This is a genomic window from Halomonas sp. AOP5-B2-8 (assembly GCF_052376475.1).
In the GTDB taxonomy this organism is placed as follows: Bacteria; Pseudomonadota; Gammaproteobacteria; order Pseudomonadales; family Halomonadaceae; genus Vreelandella; species Vreelandella casei.
The window spans coordinates 348,019-373,565 of the sequence record NZ_JBQSVS010000003.1 but is presented as its reverse complement, the minus strand read 5'-3'; the positions used below and the strand labels follow the sequence as shown (position 1 = coordinate 373,565).

The window sequence follows — 25,547 nt, the reverse complement described above, 5'->3', positions numbered from 1 at the left end:
CGCATCGAGCCACGGAGGCGGTCGTGTGGAGACCGCTTCTCTGAATGGATGAATTATTGTCATGGTAAAAGTGCGTGAAGACCAGCCGCTCACTGCTAGCGGGCAGGTAGACATACAACAATGGTTAACGCGCCTGCAAGAAGATGTGCGCCTAAGGGATCCAGAGCGATTAGTCGACGCCTGTAAACTAGCCGAAACGCTGGAAACTGAGGCACCACGTACGCATCGCGTCTGGCTATCGCCTGGCTCTAGCTTCCGAATGGGGCTGGAAATGGCGGATATTCTTGGTGATTTGAAGCTCGATCAAGCCACTCTTGAAGCCGCTGTACTCTACCGCTCGGTGCGAGAGGGTTTGCTCAGCCTTGAAGGCGTCACCAAGCGTTTTGGCAATGAGGTCTCCAGTCTCATTGATGGCGTATTGCAAATGGCCGCTATCAGCTATCCAGTAGCGCCTGACCATGCTATGGGGCAGCATAATCAGCAGGAAAATCTGCGCAAAATGCTGGTCAATATGATTGGTGATGTGCGCGTGGCGCTGATCAAAATCGCCGAGCGTACCTGTGCGCTTCGTCAGGTCAAAGACGCGCCGCTGGAAAAGTGTTTACAGGTTGCCCGTGAAGTCGCCGATATTTATGCCCCGCTGGCGCATCGGCTAGGGGTTGGCCAGCTTAAGTGGGAATTGGAAGATCTCTCGTTTCGCTATTTGCACGAAGATGAATACAAAGCGATTGCTAAGCTGTTGGCGGAAAAGCGTCTGGACCGCGACCGTTATATCCATGATGTCGTGGAAACCATCAAAGCCTTGATGGAAGCGCAGCACATTCACCGCTACGACGTGGATGGACGCGCAAAGCACATCTACTCGATCTGGCGAAAGATGAAGCGTAAGCGGATCGACTTTTCCCAGGTTCACGATGTGCGCGCGGTGCGCATTTTGGTGCCTGAGGTGACCGACTGCTACACCGTGCTAGGGATTATTCACTCGCGCTGGCATCACGTGCCCAACGAGTTCGACGACTACATCGCCAACCCCAAAAAAAATGGCTATCAGTCGCTGCATACGGCCGTTATGGGGCCGGAAAATAAGGTTCTCGAAATTCAGATTCGAACCTTCGCTATGCACGAAGAAGCCGAGCTTGGTGTTTGTGCCCACTGGCGCTACAAAGGCCATGACACCAACGCTAAAAGCCGTAGCTACGAAGAAAAAATCGCTTGGCTGCGTCAAGTGCTTGAGTGGCAGGATGAAGTGGGCGGCTTTGGCGATCTTCGCGAAGGACTGGCCAGCGATGTCGCCCCTGACCGTATCTATGTCTTTACCCCAGATGGCCACGTGATTGACCTCCCGCGTGTCGCGACCCCCATCGATTTTGCGTACCGTGTGCACACGGAAATAGGCCACCGCTGCCGGGGCGCCAAGATTAACGGCCGCATTGTGCCGCTGACTTATAAGTTGAAAACCGGTCAGCAGGTGGAGATCCTGACGGCCACTAAAGGCGGGCCTAGCCGCGACTGGCTAAATCCTAGCCTGGGCTACGTGCGGACTTCTCGCGGTAGAGCCAAAATACAGGCGTGGTTTAAGCATCAGGCGAGGGATCAGAACCTTGACGAAGGGCGCGCGCTGTTTGACCGCGAGATGCGCCGCCTAGATGTAGAAGACCTTGACCTGCCTAGATTGGCGAAGGCCGTGAACTACCTCAATGCTGAGGATATGTATGCCGCGATCGGCGCCGGTGACTTACGTATTGGCCAAGTGCTGCACCAAGCGCAGCAGCTGTTCGGTGAAACCGATGATCAAGAGCAGCTCGACCGGCTGCTTGCCAAGCCTAAGCGCCAATCGAGCAAGGCTACGAAAAGCGATATTACGGTGCTTGGCGTGGGCAATCTCAAAACCAGCATGGCGAATTGTTGCCGCCCGGTGCCCGGCGAGCCGATCGTTGGCTTTATCACCCAAGGCCGTGGCGTCACCGTTCATCGCCAGGACTGCAGCAACATTTTGCAATTACGCCTGGATGAGCCTCAACGCATTATTGAGGTAGAGTGGGGCGAGCGTGCCCAGACGCGCTATCCGGTGACGATTGAAATCCAAGCCTGGGATCGTTCGGGGCTGCTGCGCGATGTCACCAGCTTATTAGGTAATGAAAAGGTCAACGTGCTTGCCGTCAACACCTTAACCAATATCGACGAGAGCATTGCTCGTCTGCGGATTACCTTAGAAGTGGATGGCCTTGAGTCACTGGGTCGCCTTTTTTCACGTATTCAGCAACTGCCTAACGTCACCGAAGTGCGTCGCCTGCGTAATGCCGACCCTGAGCATCAACGTCACAAGGGAGGAGCATAATGCGCCACCGAATGGATGATCTGCTGACCCTCATGCAGGTGCTGCGCGATAGCGAGCAGGGCTGCCCGTGGGACCTGCAGCAAGATTGGGAAAGCATCGTGCCGCACACCTTGGAAGAGGCATATGAAGTGGCCGATGCCATTGAAAGGCGTGCTTTTGATGAACTGCCCGGCGAGCTAGGCGACCTACTTTTCCAAGTGGTTTACTACGCCCAGTTCGGTGCAGAGGAGCAGCGCTTCGACTTTGCTGATATTGTCGATACGCTGATCGCTAAGATGCTGCGGCGTCATCCACACGTGTTTCCCAACGGCACGCTTGCCTCGCGCCGCCCACCGGGTGTCAGTGCCGAAGAGCTTCAAACCCAACAGGTCAACAGCCGCTGGGAGTCGCTGAAAGCTGAAGAACGTGAGGAAAGAGCGCGCGCCGAAAAAGCCGCCGATATGCCATCGGTACTCGACGACGTGCCGCGCACGCTACCTGCACTTAGTCGCGCCGCTAAGCTGTCTAAACGGGCCGCAAGGGTGGGCTTCGATTGGCCTGATGCTCAAGGCGTGATAGCCAAAATTCGTGAGGAGCTGGCCGAAGTCGAGGAAGCGCTCGCCGCCGGCGACCAGCGGCATGCCCAAGAAGAAGTGGGCGACCTGCTGTTTGCGGTCACTAATCTTGCCCGCACGCTGAATGCAGACCCTGAACAGTGCTTGCGCGCCACTAATGCTAAGTTCGAACGCCGTTTTCGCCATGTCGAGCGCGAGCTTAGCGCTGCCCAACGGCCGCTAGAAGATGCCTCTCTAGATGAAATGGAGGCCCACTGGCAGGCAGCTAAAGCACAAGAAAAACAACCCAGCCATTGCTGATTTAATCATGCTTAATCTAATGATGACGCGACCCCTGCAAGGAGGCCATGCCAATGAGTCAAGACCTACACGAATCCCTGCGCGATAACGTACGCATTCTAGGCGATAGCCTGGGGCGGACGATTGCCGATGATTTAGGCCAAGCATTTGTCGATAAAATTGAAACGATTCGCGCTCATGCCAAGCGCGGACGTCAGGGTGATTCGCTGCAGCAGCGTGAGTTAATTGAGTATCTTCGCCAGCTACCCGAGCGTGACCTGCTGCCGGTCACTCGGGCGTTTAACCAGTTTTTGAATCTGGCTAACATTGCCGAACAGCACTATCGCGCGCGTTTTCGTCGCGTTGAAGATTACAAACCTGGCTTCCAGCCAGTGCTCGGCGAACTGCTTGAGCGTGCCAAAAAAGCAGGTAATTCACCGCGTAAGCTGGTCGAAACGCTCGCCAATATGCGCGTTGAGCTTGTGCTGACCGCGCATCCCACCGAAGTTATTCGCCGCACGCTCATTCAAAAATACGATGCGATTGATGAATGCTTAACCGCTATTGAAAGCTCGGAAGATTATCCTGAGCGTGGCACCCGTGCCCAGGGGCGCCTGGAAGAGCTGATTAGCCAAGCCTGGCACACCGATGAGATCCGCCACGAGCGGCCAACGCCGGTGGATGAAGCCAAGTGGGGTTTTGCTGTCATTGAAAATTCACTGTGGCAGGCGGTGCCCGATTTTCATCGCGATCTGGACAACCTGCTGTTGGATACCGCCGGTGAGCGGCTCCCCCTGGATGCCGCGCCTATACGCTACGCTTCCTGGATGGGCGGCGATCGCGATGGCAACCCCAACGTTACCGCTAAGGTGACCCGCGAAGTGCTATTGCTGGGTCGCTGGATGGCCGCCGATCTGTATTTGCGCGATCTTGAACAGTTGAAAACAGAGCTTTCCATGTGGAAGGCCAATAGTGCGCTTAAAGCCGAAGCCGGTGATGTGGCGGAACCGTACCGCGAAGTTCTCAAACGCTTGCTAGCCAGAGTCGAAGCGACCCGCGACTGGGCTAAAGCCGAGCTGGATGGGCGTAACTATGACGGCGGGCCTATTATTGAAACCCGCGATCAGCTCTACTCGCCGCTGCTCGCCTGCTACCGCTCGCTGTGCGATGTTGGCCTCGATACCATCGCCAACGGCGCGCTGCTTGATACCCTACGCCGAGTCGCGGTATTTGGCGTGACGCTAACCAAGCTGGACCTGCGCCAAGAAGCGAGCCGCCATGCCCAGGTCATAGAAGAGCTAACCAGTTCACTTGGGCTTGGCCACTACCAAGAGTGGGACGAAGCCAAGCGCCAAGAATTCCTGCTGTCTGAGCTTGCCTCGCGTCGACCGCTGATTCCGCGCCGCTGGGAATGCTCGGCCGAGTCTCGTGAAGTGCTGGACACCTTTAAAGTGATTGCTCAAGAGCACACCGAAGCGCTGGGCACTTACATTATCTCCATGGCAGCAGAGCCTTCAGACGTGCTCACCGTAGCGCTGCTGATGAAAGAAGTGGGTGGGCAGATGACGCTGCCGATTGCACCGCTGTTTGAGACGCTCAACGATCTGGATCATGCCGGCGCCGTGGTTGATCAGTTGCTCTCTATACCGGGCTATCGTGCACTGATTGGCGACCGTCAAGAGGTCATGATTGGCTACTCAGACTCGGCTAAAGATGCCGGTCAGCTTGCCGCAGCCTGGGCTCAGTACCGTGCCCAAGAATCGCTGGTGGCTGTCTGTGAGCGCCATGGCGTGGACTTAACCTTGTTTCATGGTCGCGGTGGCACGGTAGGCCGTGGCGGCGGTCCTGCCCATGCGGCGATTCTCTCTCAGCCCCCGGGCTCGGTGAACGGAAGCCTGCGGGTGACCGAACAGGGTGAGATGATTCGCTTCAAGTTTGGCCAGCCGGATATCGCGCTGCGCTCTATGGAAATCTATGCCTGTGCGGTGCTTGAAGCGACGCTGCTGCCGCCGCGTGCGCCAGAACCTCAGTGGCGCGAGGAGATGGACCAGCTCGCGAAGGTCGGCCATGCCGCCTACGTAGGCGTGGTGCGTGAAGACCCAGATTTTGTGCCTTACTTCCGAGCAGTTACGCCGGAAGGCGCGTTAGGCAGACTGCCGCTAGGTTCGCGGCCGACTAAACGGCGTCAGGATGGCGGCGTCGAAACGCTGCGTGCGATCCCATGGATTTTCGCCTGGACACAGATTCGCTTAATGTTGCCCGCATGGCTGGGCAGCGGCGAAGCTTTTGCGAAGCGACTTGAACAGCCCGGCGGGCGTGAAGTGCTGCAGGAAATGCGTAAGGACTGGCCGTTCTTCGGTACCTACTTGGACATGCTTGAGATGCTGTTGGCCAAAGCTGACGTGGCGATTGCCGCTTATTACGAGCACCGCTTGGTGGATGAACCTTCGCTAAAAGCGCTTGGTAAAAAGTTACGCCATCGTTTCGCATCATTGGAAGATGCGGTACTCGATATTCTTCAGCAAGAAAAGTTGCTGGAGAACACTCCGTTGATTCGTCAGGCGATTGATGTGCGTAATCCTTACATCGACCCGCTCCACGGCCTCCAGGCGGAGTTGCTGCAGCGTAATCGTGACGCCGACGGTGCTATTAGCGCAGACCTTTCGCGTGCGCTCATGGTCACCATGGCCGGTATCGCCGCTGGCTTACGCAACACAGGCTAAGCGTTTTTATTTTCACAGCGTTCTAGCATAACGTTCTACAACAAGGAGGCGTCAATGTCCTCAGATGCTCAAGCGGTACTCGATTTTTGGTTTGAAGCGTTGACGCCAGCTCAGTGGTTTAAAAAAGATGCGCAGATGGATCGTACGATTCTTGAGCGATTCAGCAAGCTGCATGCCCAGGCCGCGCAGTGTGAGTGCTATCCTTGGCGGCAAGTGGCCCAAGGGCGACTTGCCGAGATCATTGTGCTGGATCAGTTTTCACGCAATATGTATCGTGACGACGCCCGTGCTTTCGCTACCGATACCTTAGCGCTGGCGCTTGCTCAAGAGGCCGTGGCAGTGGGTGCCGACACCGAGCTTGCGAGTGCGCAGCGGGCATTTCTCTATATGCCCTTTATGCATAGTGAGTCTGCTGCGATTCATGATATTGCCATGCAGCTGTTTAACCAGCCGGGGTTAGAAAATAATCTTGATTTTGAGGTGCGTCACAAAGAAATCATTGATCGCTTTGGGCGCTATCCTCACCGTAATGCACTGTTGGGCCGGGCCTCGACTGACGAGGAGCTGGCTTTTCTGAAGCAGCCCGGTTCGTCCTTTTAATTTTGTATACCTATTGGCTTCATGGCGCGTTATGTCGTTACGAAAATCTACTCGTATTAATAAGTACATTAGTGAAAGCGGTATGTGCTCGCGACGCGAAGCCGACCGTTTTGTGGAGCAGGGCAACGTCTGGATTAACGGTCGTCGCGCCACTACCGGCGACCAGGTGGTCGCGGGGGATCTGGTTAAAGTTAATGGCCAAGACATTGAGCCTCAGGAAGAGGACGATCTGGTTCTGATTGCGCTGAATAAGCCGGTGGGCATTGTCAGCACTACCGAATCCAGCGAGAAAGACAATATCGTTGAGTTTGTAAAACACGGCGCGCGCATTTTTCCCATCGGTAGGCTCGACAAAGACTCCCAAGGGCTGATTTTTTTAACCAATAACGGCGACTTGGTTAATAAGATTTTGCGCGCTAATAACAATCATGAAAAAGAGTATCAGGTGACGGTGAACAAACCGGTTACCGATGAGTTTATTGACGGCATGCAGAATGGTGTACCTATTCTCGGCAAGGTGACCAAGCGCTGTAAACTGCGCAAAGAGTCGACGTTTGTATTCACGATTACCTTGGTGCAAGGGCTCAATCGCCAAATTCGCCGCATGTGCGAATATTTTGGCTATGACGTTACGCAGCTAATTCGCACGCGGATTATGAACGTACCGCTTAAAGGCTTAGCGCTGGGCGACTGGCGCGATTTAACCGTTAAAGAGATCGATACCATCGTCACGCTGACCGAAAGCTCAGAGGCTGCGCCAGAGAAGAAGAAAAGCAAACCTAAAATTGACAGACCCAACTACAGCGCACGTTCAAATACTGAAAAGAAAAACCAGCCTGGCGCCAAGGCTGCCAGCGGCAAAGTACACAAAGACCCAAGAGCTAAAACTGTTGGATCAGGTAAGCCCCATGCCAAAGGCAAAAGCTCGACGGTAGGAAAGCCTGGCGCAAATAAACCCGGCGCCAAGGGCAAAGCTGGCGCGAAAGGGGCGGGTAAAGGACACATCGCGCGGGGGAAGCCTACCGCCGGTGGCAAGCCTTCTCAGCGGCGTAAGTAGCCAACAGCGACGATCATTGCTTATCTTTTTCAGGTTCAACCATATTGATTTATATTGCGGCACTTTATGCGGTGGTTAGCGTGATCACCTACATCACTTATGTTGTCGATAAAAAAGCGGCGATTAAAAACCGCCGACGGGTGAGTGAGAAATTGCTTCACCTGCTTGCACTAGCCGGTGGCTGGCCAGGGGCATTGCTGGCGCAGCAACGGTGGCGGCATAAAACGCAAAAAACCAGCTTCCGAGTCGTTTTTTGGCTGATGGTTATTGCCAATTTGGCATGTTTAGTTGGTTTCGTGCTCTACCCTTACAGCGGATGAAATAATGACGGCCTACTTTGTTCAAGCGTTTATCTATCTGCTGGCCGCGGTGATTGCGGTTCCTCTCGCCAAGCGCTTTGGTCTGGGGTCAGTATTGGGTTATTTGGTTGCCGGTGTGGTCATTGGCCCCATCCTAGGGCTGGTCGGTCAAGAGACTAATACGATTCAACACTTCGCGGAATTTGGCGTCGTGATGATGCTATTTTTAGTCGGCATGGAGCTTGATCCCAAGGCGCTGTGGGCCATGCGCGTACGTCTGCTGGGATTGGGAGGGCTTCAGGTGGTGCTAACGGCGGCAGCCGGTGCGGCTATCGCTTGGTGGCTGGGCTTGGTGTGGCAAACGTCATTAGCTATCGGGTTTATTTTTGCACTTTCGTCTACTGCGATTGTGCTCCAAACGCTAAATGAAAAGGGGCTTGTTAAAACCGAAGGTGGGCGCAGTGCTTTCTCGGTTTTACTGTTTCAAGATATTGCTGTTATTCCCATGCTGGCGCTTATTCCGCTGCTGGCGCTGCCTGAATTAATGAGCGCCGGCGGTGATGACGGCCACGCAAGCTTAAGTCTAGTATCCAGCCTGCCTGGCTGGGCACATGCCCTGGTGGTCGTGGCGGCCATTGGGAGCGTGGTGGTTGGTGGCTACTACCTAGTACCTTTACTGTTTCGCTATGTGATTGGCTCTGGCCTGCGTGAGGTGTTTACCGCCACGGCGCTAATGCTGGTGATAGGCATTGCCGCACTAATGAGCCTGGTTAATTTATCGCCGGCGTTGGGTGCCTTTTTAGCCGGGGTGGTGCTCGCTAACAGTGAGTTCAAGCACGAGCTTGAAGCCAATATTGAGCCGTTTAAAGGCCTGCTGCTGGGGTTGTTTTTTATTACCGTTGGGGCGGGGATCAATTTTTCAGTGCTGGCAGCAGAGTGGGGTACGATTCTCTCGTTAGGCTTGGCGGTTATCGTGGTCAAGGGCATCGTCTTGCTGGGCTTGGCGCTGCTGTTCAAAGTGCGGGGCAGTAACGGCTGGTTGTTTACCTTAAGCCTAGCCCAGGCCGGCGAGTTTGGTTTTGTATTGCTTACCTATAGCGTACAAAATAGCGTTATACCGGCTGATATTGCTCAGGTTCTTTCGCTCGTTGTGGCCCTGTCGATGTTCTTAACGCCGCTGCTGTTTATCGTCTACGACAGGCTAGTGTTGCCGTACTATAGAACTGCCTCCAACGATGATCGTGAGGCTGATATGATCGAAGAAGAGGCGCCCGTTATCGTCGCTGGCGTCGGTCGGTTTGGGCAAATTATCTGCCGTTTGCTACGCGCCAACAACATTCCTATTGTGGCGCTGGATCATGAGATCGAGCAGATCGAGAACCTGCGTAAGATCAATATTAAAAGCTACTTTGGTGACGCCACCCGCTCCGATTTGCTAGAAACCGCTGGGATTGAGAACGCGCGGTTGATCGTCATCGCAATAGACGACCCTGACCGCGCTGTGCAAATGGTTAAGCACGTCAAGCAGTTCTATCCCAAGCTCTGGGTGCTAGCGCGGGCCTTCGACCGTGGCCACGGCTATCGGCTGCGAGAAGCAGGCGCCGATGATGTGGTAAGCGAAACCTATCATTCTGCTCTAGAGCTGGGCGGCCATGCGCTAACCGCCATGGGCGTTCACCCCATGCGGGCTAAGCAAATGACCTGGGCTTTTGTGCAAAATGAAGAGGCCCATGAAGATGAGCTGTTTAACGTTTGGAAAGAAATAGAGCAAGGTATTAGCTTCAGCCCCCGCTACGGCGAGCTGTTTATGAAGCTGGAAAGCGCTTTGAACAGCGCTATGCAGCAGAATTGGAACGAACCACAGCGCGAAGATGTACCGATTTGGACACCGCCAGCGTCTTCAGAAGATGAAGGCCGTTAAAACGGCAGATGCAACGAGGCGCTTAACATATTGAGGTGGCTAAGGGTGGGAGCGTCGATACGTTCGTACTCTAAGCGACTGACCAGCCGATTAATCGTCATGGTTGCACCAAAGCCTTGCAGCATCGCGCTGCCGCTTTCGTCGACCCCTTCAACATTGCTCTCACCGCGCCATTCGGTGATGCCGGATTTCGCATAGACGCTAAAGGCGCCCATGCGAACTCCGGCAATAATGGCGCCGCCCAAGCTCAGCGTATCCATAATCAGCGGGTTAATATTGGAGGCGATAGCGGCTTCTTCGCTTTCGCGATAGGCAATTTCAGCGCCGATATCCAGCTGGGGAAGCCGCCAAGGGCTAAACCCTGCCGTTAGCCGAAAGCCGGTGGTATACGTGTCTAGGCTGCTGAGATCGCTACCCTCCAAGATAACACCGTTGTCTAGCTGCATAAGTTCGCTGTCGGCAGCCGTGTAGGCCATTACCGGCGGGGTATCATCGGCGTAGCTGCTTAACCACGGAACAGAGCAACAAAGTAGGGTGCTTGCCAAGCGTTTTATTGGCATTTCTCGTACACCTATCGCAGGGGAGAAAACATTATTTGCATTCAGATTAGCAACTGGCCTGAATCTCTACCACTTTAATTGCACCTTCAGCCAAGTTGTCGACTAGGTTTTTGCCCATACTGGTGAAGCGTTCTCCGAACACCCACTGGGGCGAGAGCACGGGCTGTCGCGGCGTTTGTTCTTTTTGGCGCTGGCGATGGCGCCACGCTAAGGCGGTATCACTCCAATCGTCCACGTGCTCAATAGCAAAACCACCTGCTTCAAGCAGCTGGGTTAATTCTATTAGGCTCAGCAGGTGAGAGTGCTCAAGCGATACTGCCCAGGGCACAGGGAAACGCAGTGCTGCTACGTTGGGCCCACTGACCACTTCGTGCATTACTAGCTGCCCGCCCGGGCGGATTACGCGGCGGCTTTGCGCCAGCACCCGGGCCGCATCGGGCATATTGAGTAGGCTATGCTGAAACAGCACCGCATCAAAACTATTGTCCGCAAACGGCAGAGCACTTGCGTCGCCCGTTACCCAGGAAAGCACGTGCGCCTCAGGCTGATGAACCCGCATGCTCAGCGTTTTATTGAGTGCGCTGAAGCCATGCGTAATATCCAGCCCGGTCATTTGAAAGCCGAGCGCGGCGCCTTGGCGCATCAGCCCCCCTAACCCTGCGCCGATATCCAGCACTTTCGGGTGGGCGCGAATATCCAAGCTCGCGCTGAGCCGTTCGAGCAGCCGGGAAGAGGCCGCTACGCCGCCAATATGTAGCTGATCCAACGGGGCTAGCTGGTGCAGCGTGGGGCCGTCCGGATAGTGAGCATCGATCTGAGCCAGCACGTCATCAGCGCGCAGGGCGCGCTGATAGTGGTCCGCTAGCGGATGGAAGGATGGCATGGCGGATTACTTCTCTTGTTCCAAGCCTGACTCTTGATCCAGGCCCGGTTTATCCAAGCCCAGTTCTTGAATGGAAATTTCGCGCATTTTGAATTTTTGAATCTTGCCGGTTACTGTCATCGGGAACTCGTCAACGAACTTAAAGTAGCGTGGGATTTTGAAGTGGGTGATCTTGCCTTTGCAGAACTCGCGTAGATCGTCACTGGTGACGTCGCCGGCAGTGCCGTTAAGTTTTACCCAGGCAATCAGTTCTTCGCCGTACTTTTTGTCAGGCACGCCGGTGACCTGCACATCGGAGATCGCAGAGTGGGCGTATAGAAATTCCTCGACCTCTTTAGGGTAAACGTTCTCGCCGCCGCGAATGACCATGTCTTTGATGCGGCCTACGATTTGGATATAGCCTTCTTCATCCATGGTGGCCAGGTCGCCGGTGTGCATCCAGCCAGCCTCGTCTATTGCTTCCAAGGTGGCTTGGTCATTGTTCCAGTATCGCAGCATTACGCTGTAGCCCCGGGTACACAGCTCGCCGATTTCACCCCGCGGTAGAATACCTCCGTTACCGGGGTCGACAATTTTGTTTTCCAGGTGAGGCTGGGTACGGCCCACGGTAGAAACGCGTTTCTCAATGCTGTCATTGGCGCCGGTCTGGGTAGAAACCGGGCTGGTTTCGGTCATGCCGTAAGCGATCTGAACTCCCTTCATATTCATCTTGCTGATCACCTGCTTCATGATCTCGGCCGGGCAGATCGAGCCCGCCATAATGCCCGTGCGCAGGGATGATAGGTCGGTGGTAGGGAAGTCAGGATGATCAAGCTCTGCGATGAACATCGTCGGCACGCCATAGAGAGCGGTGGCTTTTAGCTCCTCAACCGCTTTAAGCACTTTGCCTGGATCAAAGCCTTCATCCGGATAGATCATCGTTGCGCCGTGGGTAATACAGCCCAAGTTACCCATTACCATGCCGAAACAGTGATACAGCGGCACCGGAATAACCAGCCGATCTTGGCTCGTAAATCCCATGCTTTCGGCAACGAAAAAACCATTATTAAGAATGTTGTGATGGGAAAGTGTGGCGCCTTTGGGAAAGCCGGTAGTGCCAGAGGTGTACTGAATATTGATCGGATCATCAAATTGCAGCGTGGCCTGCAGGTCATTGAGGTCGGTTTGGCTAACCTTATCGGCTTCCTGCATTAGATCTGACCAGCGCCACATGCCGGGCAGCTTGTCGTGGCTTAAGTTGATGATGCATTCAAGATCTGGCAGCTTTTGCGACTTCAGTTCACCTTCCATGCAATCGTTAAGCCCCTGTTTAAGTTCTGGCGCTAGCTCATACAGCATCTCGCTGTAATCAGAGTTTTTAAAACGATTGGCGGTGACTAAAAAGCGTGCGCCGGAATGGTTAAGCGAGTATTCAAGCTCATGAGTTCGGTAGGAAGGATTAATGTTGACCAGAATGGCGCCAATTTTAGCGGTGGCAAACTGCGTTAGCGTCCACTCGCTGCAGTTGGGCGCCCAGATCGCTACGCGATCGCCTTTTTTAACGCCGATAGACAGCAGGGCACGGGCGCAGCGGTTAACTTCTTCCTGAAGCTTTTGATAGCTCCAATGGATGTTTTGATGCACGACGATCAGGGCATCGTTATCGGCATGCTGGTGCGCTATCTGATCGAATTTGTCGCCGATAGTCATGCCGAGTAAAGGTTTGTCTGCCGTGCTGCTGGTGTAGCTGGGTAAGGTGGATGCTGGTGAGGACATGGTCGATCTCTCCGATATTTTTTCTTGTCAGACGGATAGCCAGAGGCTGATTGGCGGCTGCTATGGGCGTTCGTTATTGTTGTATAAGACCTTTCGCCAACGCCACTTTAGAGCTTGGCTTGCGGCCTAGCTCGCCTGTCACCCAAAAGGCGGTATCGATAATGGCCTGCAGGTCGATTCCCGTTTTAATGCCTAGCCCCTCAAGCAAATAGAGCACGTCTTCGGTGGCTACGTTGCCGGACGCACCTTTGGCATACGGGCAGCCGCCAAGGCCAGCCGTGGCGGCATCGATAACGCAAATGCCTTCTTCCATTACCGCATATAAATTAGCCAGCGCCATACCGTAGGTATCATGAAAGTGAGCGGCGAGATGCTCGATCGGCACGTGCTGCCGTGTGGCTTCAATCATACGCTTGGCCGCCAGCGGGGTGCCGACACCAATCGTATCGCCCAGTGACACCTCGTAGCAGCCCATCGCATAAAGCGCCTTGGCGACTGCCGCCACTTTAGCAGGGGCAATATCTCCCTCGTAAGGACAGCCCAGCACACAGGACACATAGCCGCGTACCCGCACACCCGCTTCGTGAGCACGTTCAAGTACGGGCTCAAAGCGCGCCAGCGACTCAGCAATCGAGCAGTTAATGTTCTTCTGCGAGAAGGCTTCTGACGCGGCACCAAATACCGCGACTTCTTCCACACCGACGGAGAGTGCGTTTTCCAGCCCTTTCAGGTTGGGAGTAAGCGCGGAGTAGACCACGCCTGGCTGGCGCTGAATGCCGCGCATTACTTCAGCCGCGTCACCCATTTGCGGCACCCACTTGGGCGAGACAAAGCTGGCGGCTTCAATATGCGTGATGCCCGCGCTAGCAAGCCGTTCGATAAGAGCAATTTTGGTTGCGCTAGGAACGATTGCCCCCGGCTCGTTTTGTAGGCCGTCACGGGGGGCCATTTCGAAAAGCCTGACTGACGTAGGCAGTGACATCGATGAGTTCCTTATTCGTCGGCCGCAAAATCGAGCAGCACGGCCCCTTGATTAACGGTATCGCCTGCCTGGAAATGAAAGGTTTCCACGCTGCCGTCGGCAGGCGCAATCATGGTGTGCTCCATTTTCATCGCTTCCATGACCATCAGCGGCATGCCTTTCTCAACGGCCGCGCCGGGCGCTACCAGCAGCGCGACGACGGTGCCATTCATGGGCGCGGTCAGGGTAGACTCCGCCTCATGCTGGCCGTGATTGATGGCATCAATACGCCGCCAGAATAGCCGGGTTTCACCGCTGGGGTCGGCCATGACGACTACGTTGCCATCTCGGTGCGCCTGTAGCCGGCGGCGGTGGCCGTTTAGCGTCACCGCTACCGCATCGCCGGTCAGCGGCTGTACGCTGGCCGTGAGGGTTTCATCGCCGACAGTCAGGTTCCAGAGTGACTCGCCGGCGTTGCGTTTGCCTTCCACTATCACCACGGCATTTTCGCCCTCGGCAGTCTGGGCACTGGCAGGGTCGCACAGCGCAATGCGGATAGTGTGAGGCGCGTTCAGGCGAAAGCCGTCGTGACGGTCCCAGGGAGAATCGCTGTGGCATTCGTTAGCCAACTGATTAAGGCCAATCAGCGCTGCGCTGGCGTAGTCTTCATTGCTGAAGACGCGCGGGGCGAAAAGAGTAGCTTCGTTGCGCTCGATAAAGCGCGTGTCCAGCTCGACGTTATTAGCGCCCAGATCTTTGAAGTTCGGGTGAGTCGCCAAACGCATTAAGAAGGCACGGTTAGTCACCACGCCCTGCACGTCCAGGGCCGCTAGCGCGCGGTTAAGCGTGGCTAGCGCTGCATTACGGTCAGCGCCATGCACGATGAGTTTGGCGAGCATGGGGTCGTAGTGCATGGACACCGCATCGCCACTTTCCACGCCGCTGTCCAGGCGTACCTGATCCTGATTTTCAAAAGAGTCTAAACCCGCGCCTTCTAAATCAAGCGAAAAGCGGGTGAGCAGGCCGGTTGCCGGTAAAAAATCTTGATCCGGGTCTTCGGCGTAAATCCGCGCTTCAAAGCTATGCCCGCTAATGGTCAGCTCGTCTTGGGAGCAGGGCAGCGGTTCGCCCATGGCCACGCGCAGCTGCCATTCAACCAGGTCTTGGCCGGTGATCATCTCTGTGACCGGGTGCTCAACCTGAAGGCGGGTGTTCATCTCCATAAAGTAGAACGAGCCATCCTGTCCTGGCGAACCGTCTAGCAAAAATTCGACGGTGCCCGCGCCTACGTAGCCTATCTCTTGAGCGGCGCGAACAGCGGCGTCGCCCATGGCACTGCGCAGCTCGGCGGTCATGCCGGGGGCGGGCGCTTCTTCGATGACTTTTTGATGACGACGCTGAACGCTGCAGTCGCGCTCGAATAAATACACCCCGTTGCCGTAGCGATCGCAAAATACCTGGACTTCCACATGGCGCGGCTGCACCAGATACTTTTCGATCAGCATGCGGTCGTCGCCGAACGCGGCTTTAGACTCGCGTCGGCAGCCGTCTAACGCGGCCTGAAACGCATCGCCGCTTTCCACCACGCGCATGCCTTTACCGCCGCCACCCGCGCTGGCTTTTAGCATCACCGGGTAGCCTATTTTGTCTGCTTCAGCGCGCAGCAGGGCGTCATCCTGGTCATCGCCGTGGTAGCCGGGCACCAGCGGCACGCCGGCGTTGGCCATACGCACTTTCGCCGCGGATTTATCACCCATTGCCGCGATTGCCGATGCGGGCGGGCCGACAAAGGTGATTCCCGCCTGTTCTAAGGCTTTAACGAAGCTGCCATTTTCGGATAGAAAGCCGTAGCCCGGGTGGATTGCACCGGTACCTGTGCGCTTGGCAGCGTCAATGACCGCGTCGATATTAAGGTAGCTTTCGCGCGCGGCGGCGGGGCCAAGGCGAATGGCTTCGTCGGCTTCACGCACGTGCCGCGCATTGGCGTCGGCATCGGAATAGACCGCGACGGTTTTTAAACCCATACGCCGCGCGGTGCGCATCACCCGGCAGGCAATTTCGCCCCGGTTAGCGACCAGTAAGGTATCAAAAGGCGAGTGACTCATGAGCGACGCTCCGAAGCGTGAGATGCATGGTTAGATTCGGCCCAGGCGGGGCGGCGCTTTTCAAAGAAGCTGGATAACCCCTCTTGGCCTTCTGGGCTTACCCGCAGCTTGGCGATCACCTGGCAGGTATGCTCGCGGGTCTTATCAGCATCAGGTGCTTGAGCAACCGTGGCCATCAGTGCCTTAGAGGTGCGTTGGGCTTGAGGCGATCCCGCCAGCAGTGTGGCTATCATGGTGTCTACGGCGGTATCTAATGTCTCGTGCTCCACGACTTGGTGAGTTAAGCCGAGCGCTAACGACGTGGGGGCATCGATGATTTCCGCCGTTAACGCATAGCGGCGCATCTGGCGTTCACCTAAGGCGCGCTGTACATAGGGGCTAATCACCGCTGGCGAGAGGCCGATTTTGACTTCTGACAGGCAGAATTTGGCTTTATCTGAGGCAATTACCACATCGCAGCAGGCAGCAAGGCCTACCGCGCCGCCATAGGCTGCTCCCTGTACACGGCAAACCGTGGGGCAGGGCAGCGTATCCAGGCCGTGCATAAGCGCGGAAAGCTTGCGGGAGTCGGCTAAATTGTCTTCAAGATCGTAATCGACAATCCGTTTCATCCAATTTAAGTCGGCACCCGCTGAGAAGCTTTTGCCTTCGGAGCCCAGCACGACGACGCGCACCTCGCCTGTGGTGGCAAGCTTATGCAGCGTGTGCAGGTGCTCGTTCAGTTCGGCAATCAGGCTATCGTCAAAGGCGTTATGCACTTCTGGGCGGTTTAAGGTCAGGCGCGCTACGCCGCTTTCAGTTGTCAGTGTTGAGTAAGTCATCGTGTTTGCCCCTACATCCGGAACACGCCGAAGCGCGTCTCTTCAACTTCAGCATTCATCGCCGCGGCGAGGGAAAGCCCGAGCACATCGCGGGTTTGCAGCGGATCAATCACGCCGTCGTCCCATAAGCGGGCGCTGGCGTAATAGGGGTGGCCCTGATGTTCATACTGCTCGCGGGTGGGCTGCTTAAAGGCTTCTTCTTCCTCTTTGCTCCACTCGCGGCCTTCGCGCTCGTGCTGCTCGCGTTTTACCTGTCCCAGTACGCCTGCTGCCTGCTCACCGCCCATGACGGAAATGCGTGCGTTGGGCCACATAAACAGTAGGTTGGGATCATAAGCACGGCCACACATGCCGTAGTTACCGGCGCCAAAGCTACCCCCAATCAGCACGGTGTACTTGGGCACCTTCGCGCAGGCCACGGCGGTCACCAGCTTAGCGCCATGCTTGGCGATGCCTTCGTGCTCGTACTTAGAGCCAACCATAAAGCCGGTAATGTTCTGTAAAAAAATCAGCGGAATCTTGCGCTGGGCGCACAGCTCAATAAAGTGCGCACCTTTGACAGCGCTTTCTGAAAACAGCACGCCATTGTTGGCCACGATGCCAACCGGGAAGCCATGGATATGCGCAAAGCCGGTCACCAAGGTTTCGCCGTAGTAACGTTTGAACTCATCAAAGTCGGAGTCATCAACAATGCGGCCAATGACTTCGCGCACGTCATAGGGCTTTTTAAGATCGGTGCCGACAATACCGTACAGCTCAGCAGGGTCGAGTTTTGGTGGCTTGGGCGCCTGCATGGCGAGCTTGCCGCGCTTTTGCCAATTCAAACGCGAGACGCAGGCGCGAGCGAGCTGCAGCGCATGGACGTCGTTTTCGGCGTAATGGTCGGCAACACCGCTGATCTTGGCGTGAACGTCCGCACCGCCCAAATCTTCTGCACTAATGCTTTCCCCGGTCGCCGCTTTGACCAGTGGCGGGCCACCGAGAAAAATCGTGCCCTGCTCTTTAACGATGATCGACTCATCGGCCATGGCGGGAACGTAGGCACCGCCTGCAGTACAGGAACCCATGACCACGGCAATTTGCGGAATGCCTTCCGCTGACATAGTGGCCTGGTTATAGAAAATCCGCCCGAAATGGTCGCGATCAGGAAAGACTTCATCTTGGCGGGGCAAAAAAGCGCCGCCGGAGTCGACTAAATAAATGCACGGCAGGCGATGCTTGCGGGCAATTTCCTGGGCGCGAAGATGCTTTTTAACGGTCAGCGGGAAGTAGGTGCCGCCTTTAACCGTGGCATCGTTGGCCACAATGACGCACTCAACGCCAGAGACGCGACCAATGCCAGTCACAACACCTGCGGCGGGGATATCACCATCGTAGATGTTATGGGCCGCCAGCGCGGAAAACTCTAAAAAAGGAGAGCCTTCATCAATCAAGTGATCAATGCGGTCACGCACAAACAGCTTGCCGCGGCTCTCGTGGCGTTCGCGGGCCTTGGCACCGCCTCCTTGGGCAACGCTGGCCGTTAGCTCGCGCAGCTTATTAACTTCGCCGAGCAGTGAGACTTCATTGGCTTGAAACACATCGCTACGCGGATTGACTTGGCTATTGATAGTACTCATGGCGCGACCCTAATGACGTTTGTTAAAGACGTTTATGAAACCCGCTTGCTAAAGGGTTTCGGTGAAGAGTTCGCGGCCAATCAACATCCGCCGAATCTCACTGGTGCCCGCGCCTATTTCATACAGCTTGGCATCACGCAGCAGGCGCCCAGTGGGGTATTCGTTGATATAGCCATTGCCGCCCAGCAGTTGGATAGAATCCAGCGCTACCTGAGTGGCTTTTTCAGCGCAGTAAAGAATGACCCCCGCCGCGTCTTTGCGCGAGGTTTGGCCGCGGTCGCAGGCGCCCGCCACGGCATACAAATAGGCGCGACAGGCGTTCAACGTGGTGTACATGTCAGCGACTTTGCCCTGCACCAGCTGAAACTCACCAATCGACTGGTTGAACTGCTTACGTTCGTGGATATACGGCATCACCACGTCCATGGCGGCTTGCATAATGCCAATCGGGCCTGCGGCCAGCACGGTGCGCTCATAGTCCAGCCCGCTCATTAACACGCGAACACCTTTGCCTTCACCGCCCAGGATGTTTTCAGCGGGTACGGCGCAGTCCTGAAACACCAGCTCGCAGGTATTAGAGCCACGCATGCCGAGCTTGTCGAGCTTTTGAGCGGTAGAAAAACCGGGCATGCTTTTTTCGATGATAAACGCGGTGATCCCTTTTGAACCGGCCTCTGGATCAGTCTTGGCATACACCACTAGTACGTCCGCATCCGGACCGTTGGTGATCCACATTTTGTTGCCGTTTAGCACGTAGCGATCGCCATCTTTCTTGGCGCGAAGCTGCATCGACACCACGTCAGAACCCGCGCCGGGTTCTGACATCGCCAGCGCACCTACGTGGTCGCCGCTAATCAGTTTGGGCAGATATTTCGCTTTCTGCTCAGGGGTCGCATTAATCTTGATCTGGTTGACGCACAGATTAGAGTGAGCGCCGTAGGAAAGGGCAACCGATGCGCTAGCGCGAGAAATTTCTTCCATGGCGATACAGTGAGCCAGATAGCCCATGCCGCTGCCGCCGTCTTCTTCAGAAACAGTAATCCCCAGCAGCCCCATGTCGCCAAATTTCTTCCACAGGTCGTTGGGGAACTCGTTGCTGCGATCGATCTCGGCGGCGCGCGGGGCAATTTCGCTGGCGGCAAAGGCATTGACCTGCTCGCGCAGCATATTCAGTTCGTCATCGAGGCCAAAATTGAGTTCTGAGTAGTGTGAAAACATGGTCAATCACCTTTTATAAATTGTACTGATAACGGTTAGTGAACTGTGATGACTAGACGCTGGCGGAAGAGGGGGATTGGGGCTGCTTGTTTGTACCCGACTGTTCTTCTTTCGGCTTTTTTGGTTTGGGTGTTTTTTCGCTGGGATCTTTTTCGAACAATTCTTCCAGCGCTTGGCGGCAGCGTATTTCGGCGCTTTCAAGCTCTAGCTGCACCATGGTGATGTCTTTCATTTGCTGGTCAAGCGCCGCCTGCCGCTCGCCAATTTTGCTGAGCATTAAGTTCAGCTGTTTTTTACTGCCGCTGCGCGTCTCATCCCACAGCTCAAATAGTTCGCGAATTTCAGCCAGTGAAAACCCCAGCCGCTTGCCGCGGATAGTGAGTTTAAGCCGCACCCGGTCTTTGCTGCTGTAAACACGCGTTTGGCCGCGCCGAGTAGGGTGGAGCAACTCTTGATCTTCATAAAAACGGATGCTGCGGGTAGTTAAGTCAAACTCGCTGGCCAATTCGCTGATCGAGTAAGTTTTGCTCATGGTCGACGTTCTCTCAAAAGGCTTGTTCCTAGATATAGATCTTAGCTATAGCTCCTATGGAACACTGACCATGAGGCTAAAACAAGTTTACGTTAACGTAAAGCAATAGTTGTGCGCAGTTGAAATGCGTTGAAAGCAATTAAGCTGTTGATAATTAATGTTTTAGGGTGCGTGATTGTTTAGGTACATAAAGCCGATAGACCAAAGTTGTAATTGTGCTGCCACGGCTAGAGTTGCTAGTTTGCACACATACCTTACGTTCAGGTCAAGGCAGTGGTAGGGACTTCTGCTTACCTGTGAAGATTTAGCACAAGAACAATAAGAGGTCTGCCACTCTATGAGTGCAAGCGATGTCATTCAGGGGCCTGTCCTCGAAACACGAGGGCTGACCAAAGAGTTTCGCGGCTTCACCGCCGTAGACGACGTTAATCTCCAGGTGCAGGAAGGGCATATTCATGCGCTGATTGGTCCTAATGGCGCGGGCAAGACCACCGTCTTTAACCTACTAACAAAGTTTCTACCGCCGACTCGCGGCGATATTTTGTATCGAGGCCAATCGATCACTAGTAAAAAATCGAATCAGATTGCTCAGCTAGGCCTGGTGCGTTCGTTTCAGATCTCAGCCGTGTTTACCCATATGACGGCATTAGAAAATGTGCGAGTGGCGCTGCAGCGCAAGCTAGGGACATCATTTCATTTCTGGAAGTCAGAGAAGTCTCTTGATCATCTCAATGAACGCGCCCTTGAACTGCTGGAAGAAGTGGGCCTGCGTGAGTACGCCGATACCTTGACAGTGGAAATGCCCTATGGGCGCAAGCGAGCGCTTGAACTGGCAACTACCTTGGCGCTAGACCCGACCATGATGTTGCTGGATGAGCCAACGCAGGGCATGGGCGCAGAAGATGTTGATCGTATCGTGGCCTTGATTAAACGTGTATCGAAAGGGCGCACCGTGTTGATGGTAGAACACAATCTGAGCGTTGTTAGCCGCCTGTGTGATCGCATCACCGTATTGGCGCGAGGATCAGTATTAGCAGAAGGTGACTATCAAAGTGTGTCTCGTAATCCGCTGGTTCGCGAAGCCTATATGGGCAGTGATGCCGCTGAAGAGGAGGCCGTCGTATGAATACTGCTGAAGAGCAAGCGCCTATCGACTCTGCTTTAACCGACCCTGCTCTAATCAAAAATACTCAAAGCCTGGAAATGTTACGTGTTCAGGATCTACACGCGTTTTACGGTGAATCGCATATCCTGCACGGCGTAAATTTTAACGTAAAGCGCGGCGAGCTGGTGACACTGCTGGGCCGCAACGGCGCAGGACGCAGCACTACGCTGAAAGCGATTATGAACATGGTGGGGCGGCGTACGGGCTCTATCGTGATTAATGGCAATGAAACGCTTGCGATGAAGCCGCACCATATTCCGCGTTTAGGCATTGGTTATTGCCCGGAAGAACGCGGCATATTTGCCAGCCTTGATGTTCACGAAAACCTACTGTTACCCCCGACCGTTAGCTCAGGCGGCATGAGCCTAGATGAAATCTACGCCATGTTTCCGAATCTTTACGAGCGGCGTAAAAGCCAGGGCACGCGGCTTTCCGGCGGGGAGCAGCAGATGCTGGCCATGGCGCGAATTTTGCGCACCGGCGCGCGCATGCTGCTGCTTGATGAAATTACCGAAGGCCTTGCCCCGGTGATTGTGCAGAAACTAGCCGAGGTATTAATTCAGCTAAAAGCGCGCGGTATGACCATTGTGTTGGTAGAGCAGAACTTTCGCTTTGCAGCACCGCTAGCCGACCGCCACTTTGTGATGGATCACGGCCAGATTGTCGAAGAAATTACCGCCGCGCAGCTACCCTCGCGCCGTGAGCATCTCAACTCCATGTTAGGGGTATAGCGCGCCGATAAAACGCACCTTTTCATTACTCGCCTAAGCATCACTCTAACTAAGCATCACTATAAATAAGTACCACTATAAAAAGTATGTCGTTACACAACAACAAAGGCCCTAAGGGCCAGGAGACGAACATGACCTTTATGAAAAACCTTACGAAAACAAAGCTGGCTGCCAGCATTGCCGTTGCGGCCGCCGCTAGCTTTGCTGTTTCCACCGCTCACGCCGAAATGAGCGATAGCGAAGTTCGAATTGGCTACCTGGCCGATATGTCCGGTACTTATCGTGACTTGGCAGGCCCCGGCGGGCTAACCGCACTCGAAATGGCCGTTGCGGATTTCGGCGGCAGCGTAAACGGTAGCCCAATTGTGTTGTTCAGCGCAGACGACCGCAACAGTGCCGACGTGGGTGCCAATACGGTGCGTGGCTGGATCGATCAGAACAACGTAGACATGGTGGCGGGTCTGGTCGCCTCTTCAGTGTCGATTGCGGTCACTAAAGTGCTTGAGGAAAATAACGGCCTCGGTATTGTGTCTGGCTCGGCGGCGTCCAGTATTACCAATGAGCACTGCACCCCTAACCACATTCACTGGGTCTACGATACCTATCCGCTCGCTAACGGTACTGCGAAAGCGGTCGTAGAGCAGGGCGGCGACACCTGGTTTCTACTGACAGCTGACTACGCCTTTGGCCATGCCCTGGAAGCCGATGTGACCAAGGTAGTTGAAGCCAGCGGTGGTGAAATCGTCGGCGGTGTCCGCCATCCGTTCCCGACTAACGATTTCTCGTCTTATATCCTGCAGGCCCAAGGGTCGGGCGCCAAAATTGTTGGCCTAGCCAATGCGGGAGCCGATACCGTTAATGCCATCACCACGGCCAGCCAGTTTGGTCTAACTCAATCCGGTCAGCAGCTAGCGGGCCTGTTGATTTTCTTGAACGATGTTCACGCGCTTGGTTTAGAAGCCACCCAAAACCTGCTGCTGACCACCGGTTGGTACTGGGATATGGACGAGCAGTCGCGTGAATGGTCTCAGCGTTACTTTGATGAAGTGGGCAGTATGCCGACGATGGTGCAAGCCGGTATTTACTCCAGCACCATGCATTACCTGAAAGCCGTTGAAGAGGCCGGTACTGACGACCCTGAAACCATTCGTGCCCAAATGGCCGAGATGCCGATCAACGATTTCTTCGCACGCAATGGCCGTATTCGTGAAGATGGCCGCATGGTGCACGACATGTATCTTGCTCAGGTAAAAACGCCTGAAGAGTCTACCGGTGAATGGGACCTTTACGAGATCCTCAGCACTATTCCCGCCGAAGAAGCCTACCGTCCACTATCCGAAAGCCAGTGCAAGCTGGTACAGAACTGATTTGCATAAGAGCTAATTTGGATAAGAACTCATCTGGAGTGATTTTACACGTGATGTGTAGCAATGGTTGGCGGCGTCATGCCGCCAGCCGCTTGATGGCGAGGAGATTCACATCATGACGATGATATTCGGCGTGCCTATGGCTGTCTTCATGGGCCAGCTAACGCTGGGTCTAGTGAACGGCGCCTTTTACGCACTGCTTAGCCTGGGCCTGGCGGTCATCTTCGGCCTACTGAAGATCGTCAATTTTGCCCATGGGGCGCAATACATGCTGGGCGCCTTCGCTGCGCTACTGGGCTTTCGCTATCTGGGCATTAACTATTGGCTGGCGCTGTTCTTAGTACCACTTGTGGTCGGTGCTTTCGGTGTGTTGCTAGAGCGGTTTTTACTGCGCCGCATCGCCCATTTGGATCATCTCTATGGGCTGCTACTAACCTTTGGTTTAGCGCTTATTTTTGAAGGTACGCTGGTCAATTTCTTTGGTGTTTCCGGGGCGCGCTATGCTACGCCCGAGATTCTTCAAGGTGGCTTGAACCTTGGCTTTATGTTCTTGCCCACTTATCGCGCCTGGGTACTGGTGGCCGCTTTGGCGATGTGCCTATTCACCTGGTTCATGATTGAGCGTACGCGGTTAGGCGCCTACCTGCGGGCGGGCACCGAAAACTCCCAGCTGATGCAGGCCTTTGGCGTCAATGTGCCGCTGCTGATCACGCTTACCTATGGGTTCGGCGTCGGGTTAGCCGCGTTTGCCGGCGTGTTAGCGGCGCCGCTCTATCCCGTGTCACCAACCATGGGCTCAAGCCTACTAATCGTGGTATTCGCGGTGGTGGTCATTGGTGGGATGGGGTCTATTTTAGGCGCTATTATCACCGGTTTGGCGATGGGGATTATCGAAGGCTTAACCAAAGTGTATTACCCCGAAGCATCTAATACGGTGATCTTTCTTGTCATGATCCTCGTGCTCATGTTGCGCCCCGCTGGGCTATTCGGTAAGGAGGCATAAACATGACAGAACCTCAAACGACGCTAGCGCCAACGGCCGTGCTTGAACGCCAAAAACGCGCCAAATTTCGCCGCAATATGTTTTATCTGGCGTTGATTGTAGTGGGGCTGGTGGCGCCTTTTATGGTTTACCCCGTTTTCTTAATGAAAGTGCTCTGTTTTGCACTGTTCGCCTGCGCGTTTAACCTGCTGCTTGGCTATGCGGGGCTATTGTCCTTTGGGCATGCGGCTTTCTTAGCGACCGGCGGCTATGTGACCGGCTACCTGCTGGCCAGCTACCCAGGGTTAACGCCGGAGCTAGGCATTCTCGCCGGCACGTTAATGGCAACGCTACTAGGCGTACTGTTTGGTGTGCTCTCTATTCGGCGCCAGGGTATCTATTTTGCCATGGTGACCTTGGCGATTGCTCAGCTGGTGTACTTTATGTATATCCAGGCACCGTTTACCGGCGGTGAAGATGGCCTGCACGGCGTCCCCCGCGGGCATCTGTTTGGAGTGATCAGTCTGAGCAGTAACCTGTCGATGTATTACTTTGTGTTTGCGATATTCATCGCAGGCTTTGCGCTCATTCAGCGCACCGTACACTCGCCGTTTGGTCAGGTGCTCAAGGCGATCCGTGAGAATGAGCCTCGGGCCGTATCGCTGGGCTACAACACCGATGCCTATAAGCTAGTGGCGTTTGTGATCTCTGCAGGCTTGGCGGGCTTAGCCGGCTCGACCAAAACGGTTGTGTTTCAGCTGGCCTCGTTGACCGATGCACACTGGCATATGTCCGGTGAGGTAATTTTGATGACGCTACTAGGCGGCGTGGGTACCTTGCTGGGGCCTTTGATGGGCGCAGGGCTAGTGGTTAGCCTGCAGCATATCCTCGCGCAATCGCCGTTAGGCAACTGGGTTAGCGTAATTTTGGGCCTCATCTTTGTGGTTTGTGTGCTGAGCTTTCGTAGCGGCATTATTGGTGAGCTGGACAAAATGTACCGCAAAAACTTTAAGTAGAAGAGTCGCTTTAACGCTTCTTGCTTGCCGATATTGGGCGCCGTATGGCGCCTTTTTTTAG

At 54.9% G+C, this 25,547-nt stretch carries 21 protein-coding genes; 12 read left to right on the top strand and 9 right to left on the bottom strand.

Annotated elements, in window-relative coordinates:
* Window positions 1-61 precede the first annotated feature (61 nt).
* Genes relA through ACT3RP_RS09255 form a run of 7 tightly spaced genes read left to right on the top strand, consistent with a single transcriptional unit; the run spans window position 62 to window position 9,771 of the window.
* Window positions 62-2,338 carry a GTP diphosphokinase gene (gene relA / locus ACT3RP_RS09285; RefSeq protein WP_483393689.1) on the top strand — a complete coding sequence of 759 codons (2,277 nt, stop codon included), beginning with the start codon at window positions 62-64 and terminating at the stop codon, window positions 2,336-2,338.
* A complete protein-coding gene (mazG, locus tag ACT3RP_RS09280) occupies window positions 2,338-3,192 on the top strand; it encodes a nucleoside triphosphate pyrophosphohydrolase (protein WP_483393688.1) in 855 nt (284 codons plus the stop codon). The genes relA and mazG overlap by 1 nt, the downstream gene beginning before the upstream one ends.
* A gap of 53 nt (window positions 3,193-3,245) precedes the next feature.
* The gene (gene ppc, locus ACT3RP_RS09275; protein ID WP_483393687.1) at window positions 3,246-5,894 is read left to right on the top strand and encodes a phosphoenolpyruvate carboxylase; all 2,649 of its coding nucleotides are present in this window, start codon (window positions 3,246-3,248) and stop codon (window positions 5,892-5,894) included.
* A gap of 54 nt (window positions 5,895-5,948) precedes the next feature.
* Window positions 5,949-6,494: a DUF924 family protein gene (locus ACT3RP_RS09270; protein ID WP_444625555.1), complete on the top strand. Its 546-nt coding sequence runs from the start codon at window positions 5,949-5,951 to the stop codon at window positions 6,492-6,494.
* Window positions 6,495-6,525: 31 nt separating this feature from the next.
* Window positions 6,526-7,551, top strand: a complete 1,026-nt coding sequence (rluF, locus tag ACT3RP_RS09265; RefSeq protein ID WP_192536217.1) for a 23S rRNA pseudouridine(2604) synthase RluF — start codon at window positions 6,526-6,528, stop codon at window positions 7,549-7,551.
* A gap of 44 nt (window positions 7,552-7,595) precedes the next feature.
* Window positions 7,596-7,871: a DUF1294 domain-containing protein gene (locus tag ACT3RP_RS09260; RefSeq protein ID WP_483393686.1), complete on the top strand. Its 276-nt coding sequence runs from the start codon at window positions 7,596-7,598 to the stop codon at window positions 7,869-7,871.
* A gap of 4 nt (window positions 7,872-7,875) precedes the next feature.
* Entirely contained in the window at window positions 7,876-9,771 is a 1,896-nt protein-coding gene (locus tag ACT3RP_RS09255; protein WP_483393685.1) for a monovalent cation:proton antiporter-2 (CPA2) family protein, read from the top strand.
* Here ACT3RP_RS09255 and ACT3RP_RS09250 read toward each other — a convergent pair.
* From ACT3RP_RS09250 to ACT3RP_RS09210, 9 genes are all read right to left on the bottom strand, one after another.
* Window positions 9,768-10,331: a putative outer membrane beta-barrel protein gene (locus ACT3RP_RS09250; protein ID WP_444625552.1), complete on the bottom strand. Its 564-nt coding sequence runs from the start codon at window positions 10,329-10,331 to the stop codon at window positions 9,768-9,770. The genes ACT3RP_RS09255 and ACT3RP_RS09250 overlap by 4 nt on opposite strands.
* A gap of 46 nt (window positions 10,332-10,377) precedes the next feature.
* Entirely contained in the window at window positions 10,378-11,214 is an 837-nt protein-coding gene (locus ACT3RP_RS09245) for a class I SAM-dependent methyltransferase (protein WP_444625551.1), read from the bottom strand.
* Window positions 11,215-11,220: 6 nt separating this feature from the next.
* Window positions 11,221-12,969 carry an AMP-binding protein gene (locus tag ACT3RP_RS09240; RefSeq protein ID WP_483393684.1) on the bottom strand — a complete coding sequence of 583 codons (1,749 nt, stop codon included), beginning with the start codon at window positions 12,967-12,969 and terminating at the stop codon, window positions 11,221-11,223.
* A 73-nt stretch (window positions 12,970-13,042) separates the two neighbouring features.
* A complete protein-coding gene (locus tag ACT3RP_RS09235; RefSeq protein ID WP_483393683.1) occupies window positions 13,043-13,951 on the bottom strand; it encodes a hydroxymethylglutaryl-CoA lyase in 909 nt (302 codons plus the stop codon).
* Window positions 13,952-13,962: 11 nt separating this feature from the next.
* On the bottom strand, window positions 13,963-16,035 hold the full coding sequence (locus ACT3RP_RS09230; protein WP_483393682.1) for an acetyl/propionyl/methylcrotonyl-CoA carboxylase subunit alpha: 2,073 nt from the start codon (window positions 16,033-16,035) through the stop codon (window positions 13,963-13,965).
* The gene (locus ACT3RP_RS09225; protein ID WP_483393681.1) at window positions 16,032-16,856 is read right to left on the bottom strand and encodes an enoyl-CoA hydratase/isomerase family protein; all 825 of its coding nucleotides are present in this window, start codon (window positions 16,854-16,856) and stop codon (window positions 16,032-16,034) included. Before ACT3RP_RS09225 ends, ACT3RP_RS09230 begins: the two co-directional genes overlap by 4 nt.
* Before the next feature lie 11 nt (window positions 16,857-16,867).
* Window positions 16,868-18,475 (bottom strand): carboxyl transferase domain-containing protein, encoded by a 1,608-nt coding sequence (locus tag ACT3RP_RS09220; protein WP_483393680.1) that lies wholly within the window; start codon window positions 18,473-18,475, stop codon window positions 16,868-16,870.
* A 48-nt stretch (window positions 18,476-18,523) separates the two neighbouring features.
* A complete protein-coding gene (locus ACT3RP_RS09215) occupies window positions 18,524-19,693 on the bottom strand; it encodes an isovaleryl-CoA dehydrogenase (protein ID WP_483393679.1) in 1,170 nt (389 codons plus the stop codon).
* Window positions 19,694-19,745: 52 nt separating this feature from the next.
* On the bottom strand, window positions 19,746-20,225 hold the full coding sequence (locus ACT3RP_RS09210; protein WP_444625545.1) for a MerR family transcriptional regulator: 480 nt from the start codon (window positions 20,223-20,225) through the stop codon (window positions 19,746-19,748).
* 337 nt (window positions 20,226-20,562) lie between these two features.
* Here ACT3RP_RS09210 and ACT3RP_RS09205 point away from each other — a divergent pair, with 337 nt between their 5' ends.
* The 5 genes from ACT3RP_RS09205 to ACT3RP_RS09185 all read left to right on the top strand — a co-directional run bounded on the left by ACT3RP_RS09205 (window position 20,563) and on the right by ACT3RP_RS09185 (window position 25,486).
* Window positions 20,563-21,351, top strand: coding sequence for an ABC transporter ATP-binding protein (locus ACT3RP_RS09205; RefSeq protein ID WP_444625544.1), 789 nt, complete (start codon window positions 20,563-20,565; stop codon window positions 21,349-21,351).
* Complete coding sequence (locus ACT3RP_RS09200) at window positions 21,348-22,121, top strand: ABC transporter ATP-binding protein (protein ID WP_444625543.1); 774 nt, start codon at window positions 21,348-21,350, stop codon at window positions 22,119-22,121. Before ACT3RP_RS09205 ends, ACT3RP_RS09200 begins: the two co-directional genes overlap by 4 nt.
* 131 nt (window positions 22,122-22,252) lie before the next feature.
* On the top strand, window positions 22,253-23,488 hold the full coding sequence (locus tag ACT3RP_RS09195) for an ABC transporter substrate-binding protein (protein WP_444625542.1): 1,236 nt from the start codon (window positions 22,253-22,255) through the stop codon (window positions 23,486-23,488).
* 115 nt (window positions 23,489-23,603) lie between these two features.
* Window positions 23,604-24,491 carry a branched-chain amino acid ABC transporter permease gene (locus ACT3RP_RS09190; RefSeq protein WP_096280416.1) on the top strand — a complete coding sequence of 296 codons (888 nt, stop codon included), beginning with the start codon at window positions 23,604-23,606 and terminating at the stop codon, window positions 24,489-24,491.
* Window positions 24,492-24,493: 2 nt separating this feature from the next.
* Entirely contained in the window at window positions 24,494-25,486 is a 993-nt protein-coding gene (locus ACT3RP_RS09185; RefSeq protein ID WP_483393678.1) for a branched-chain amino acid ABC transporter permease, read from the top strand.
* Window positions 25,487-25,547 lie beyond the last annotated feature (61 nt).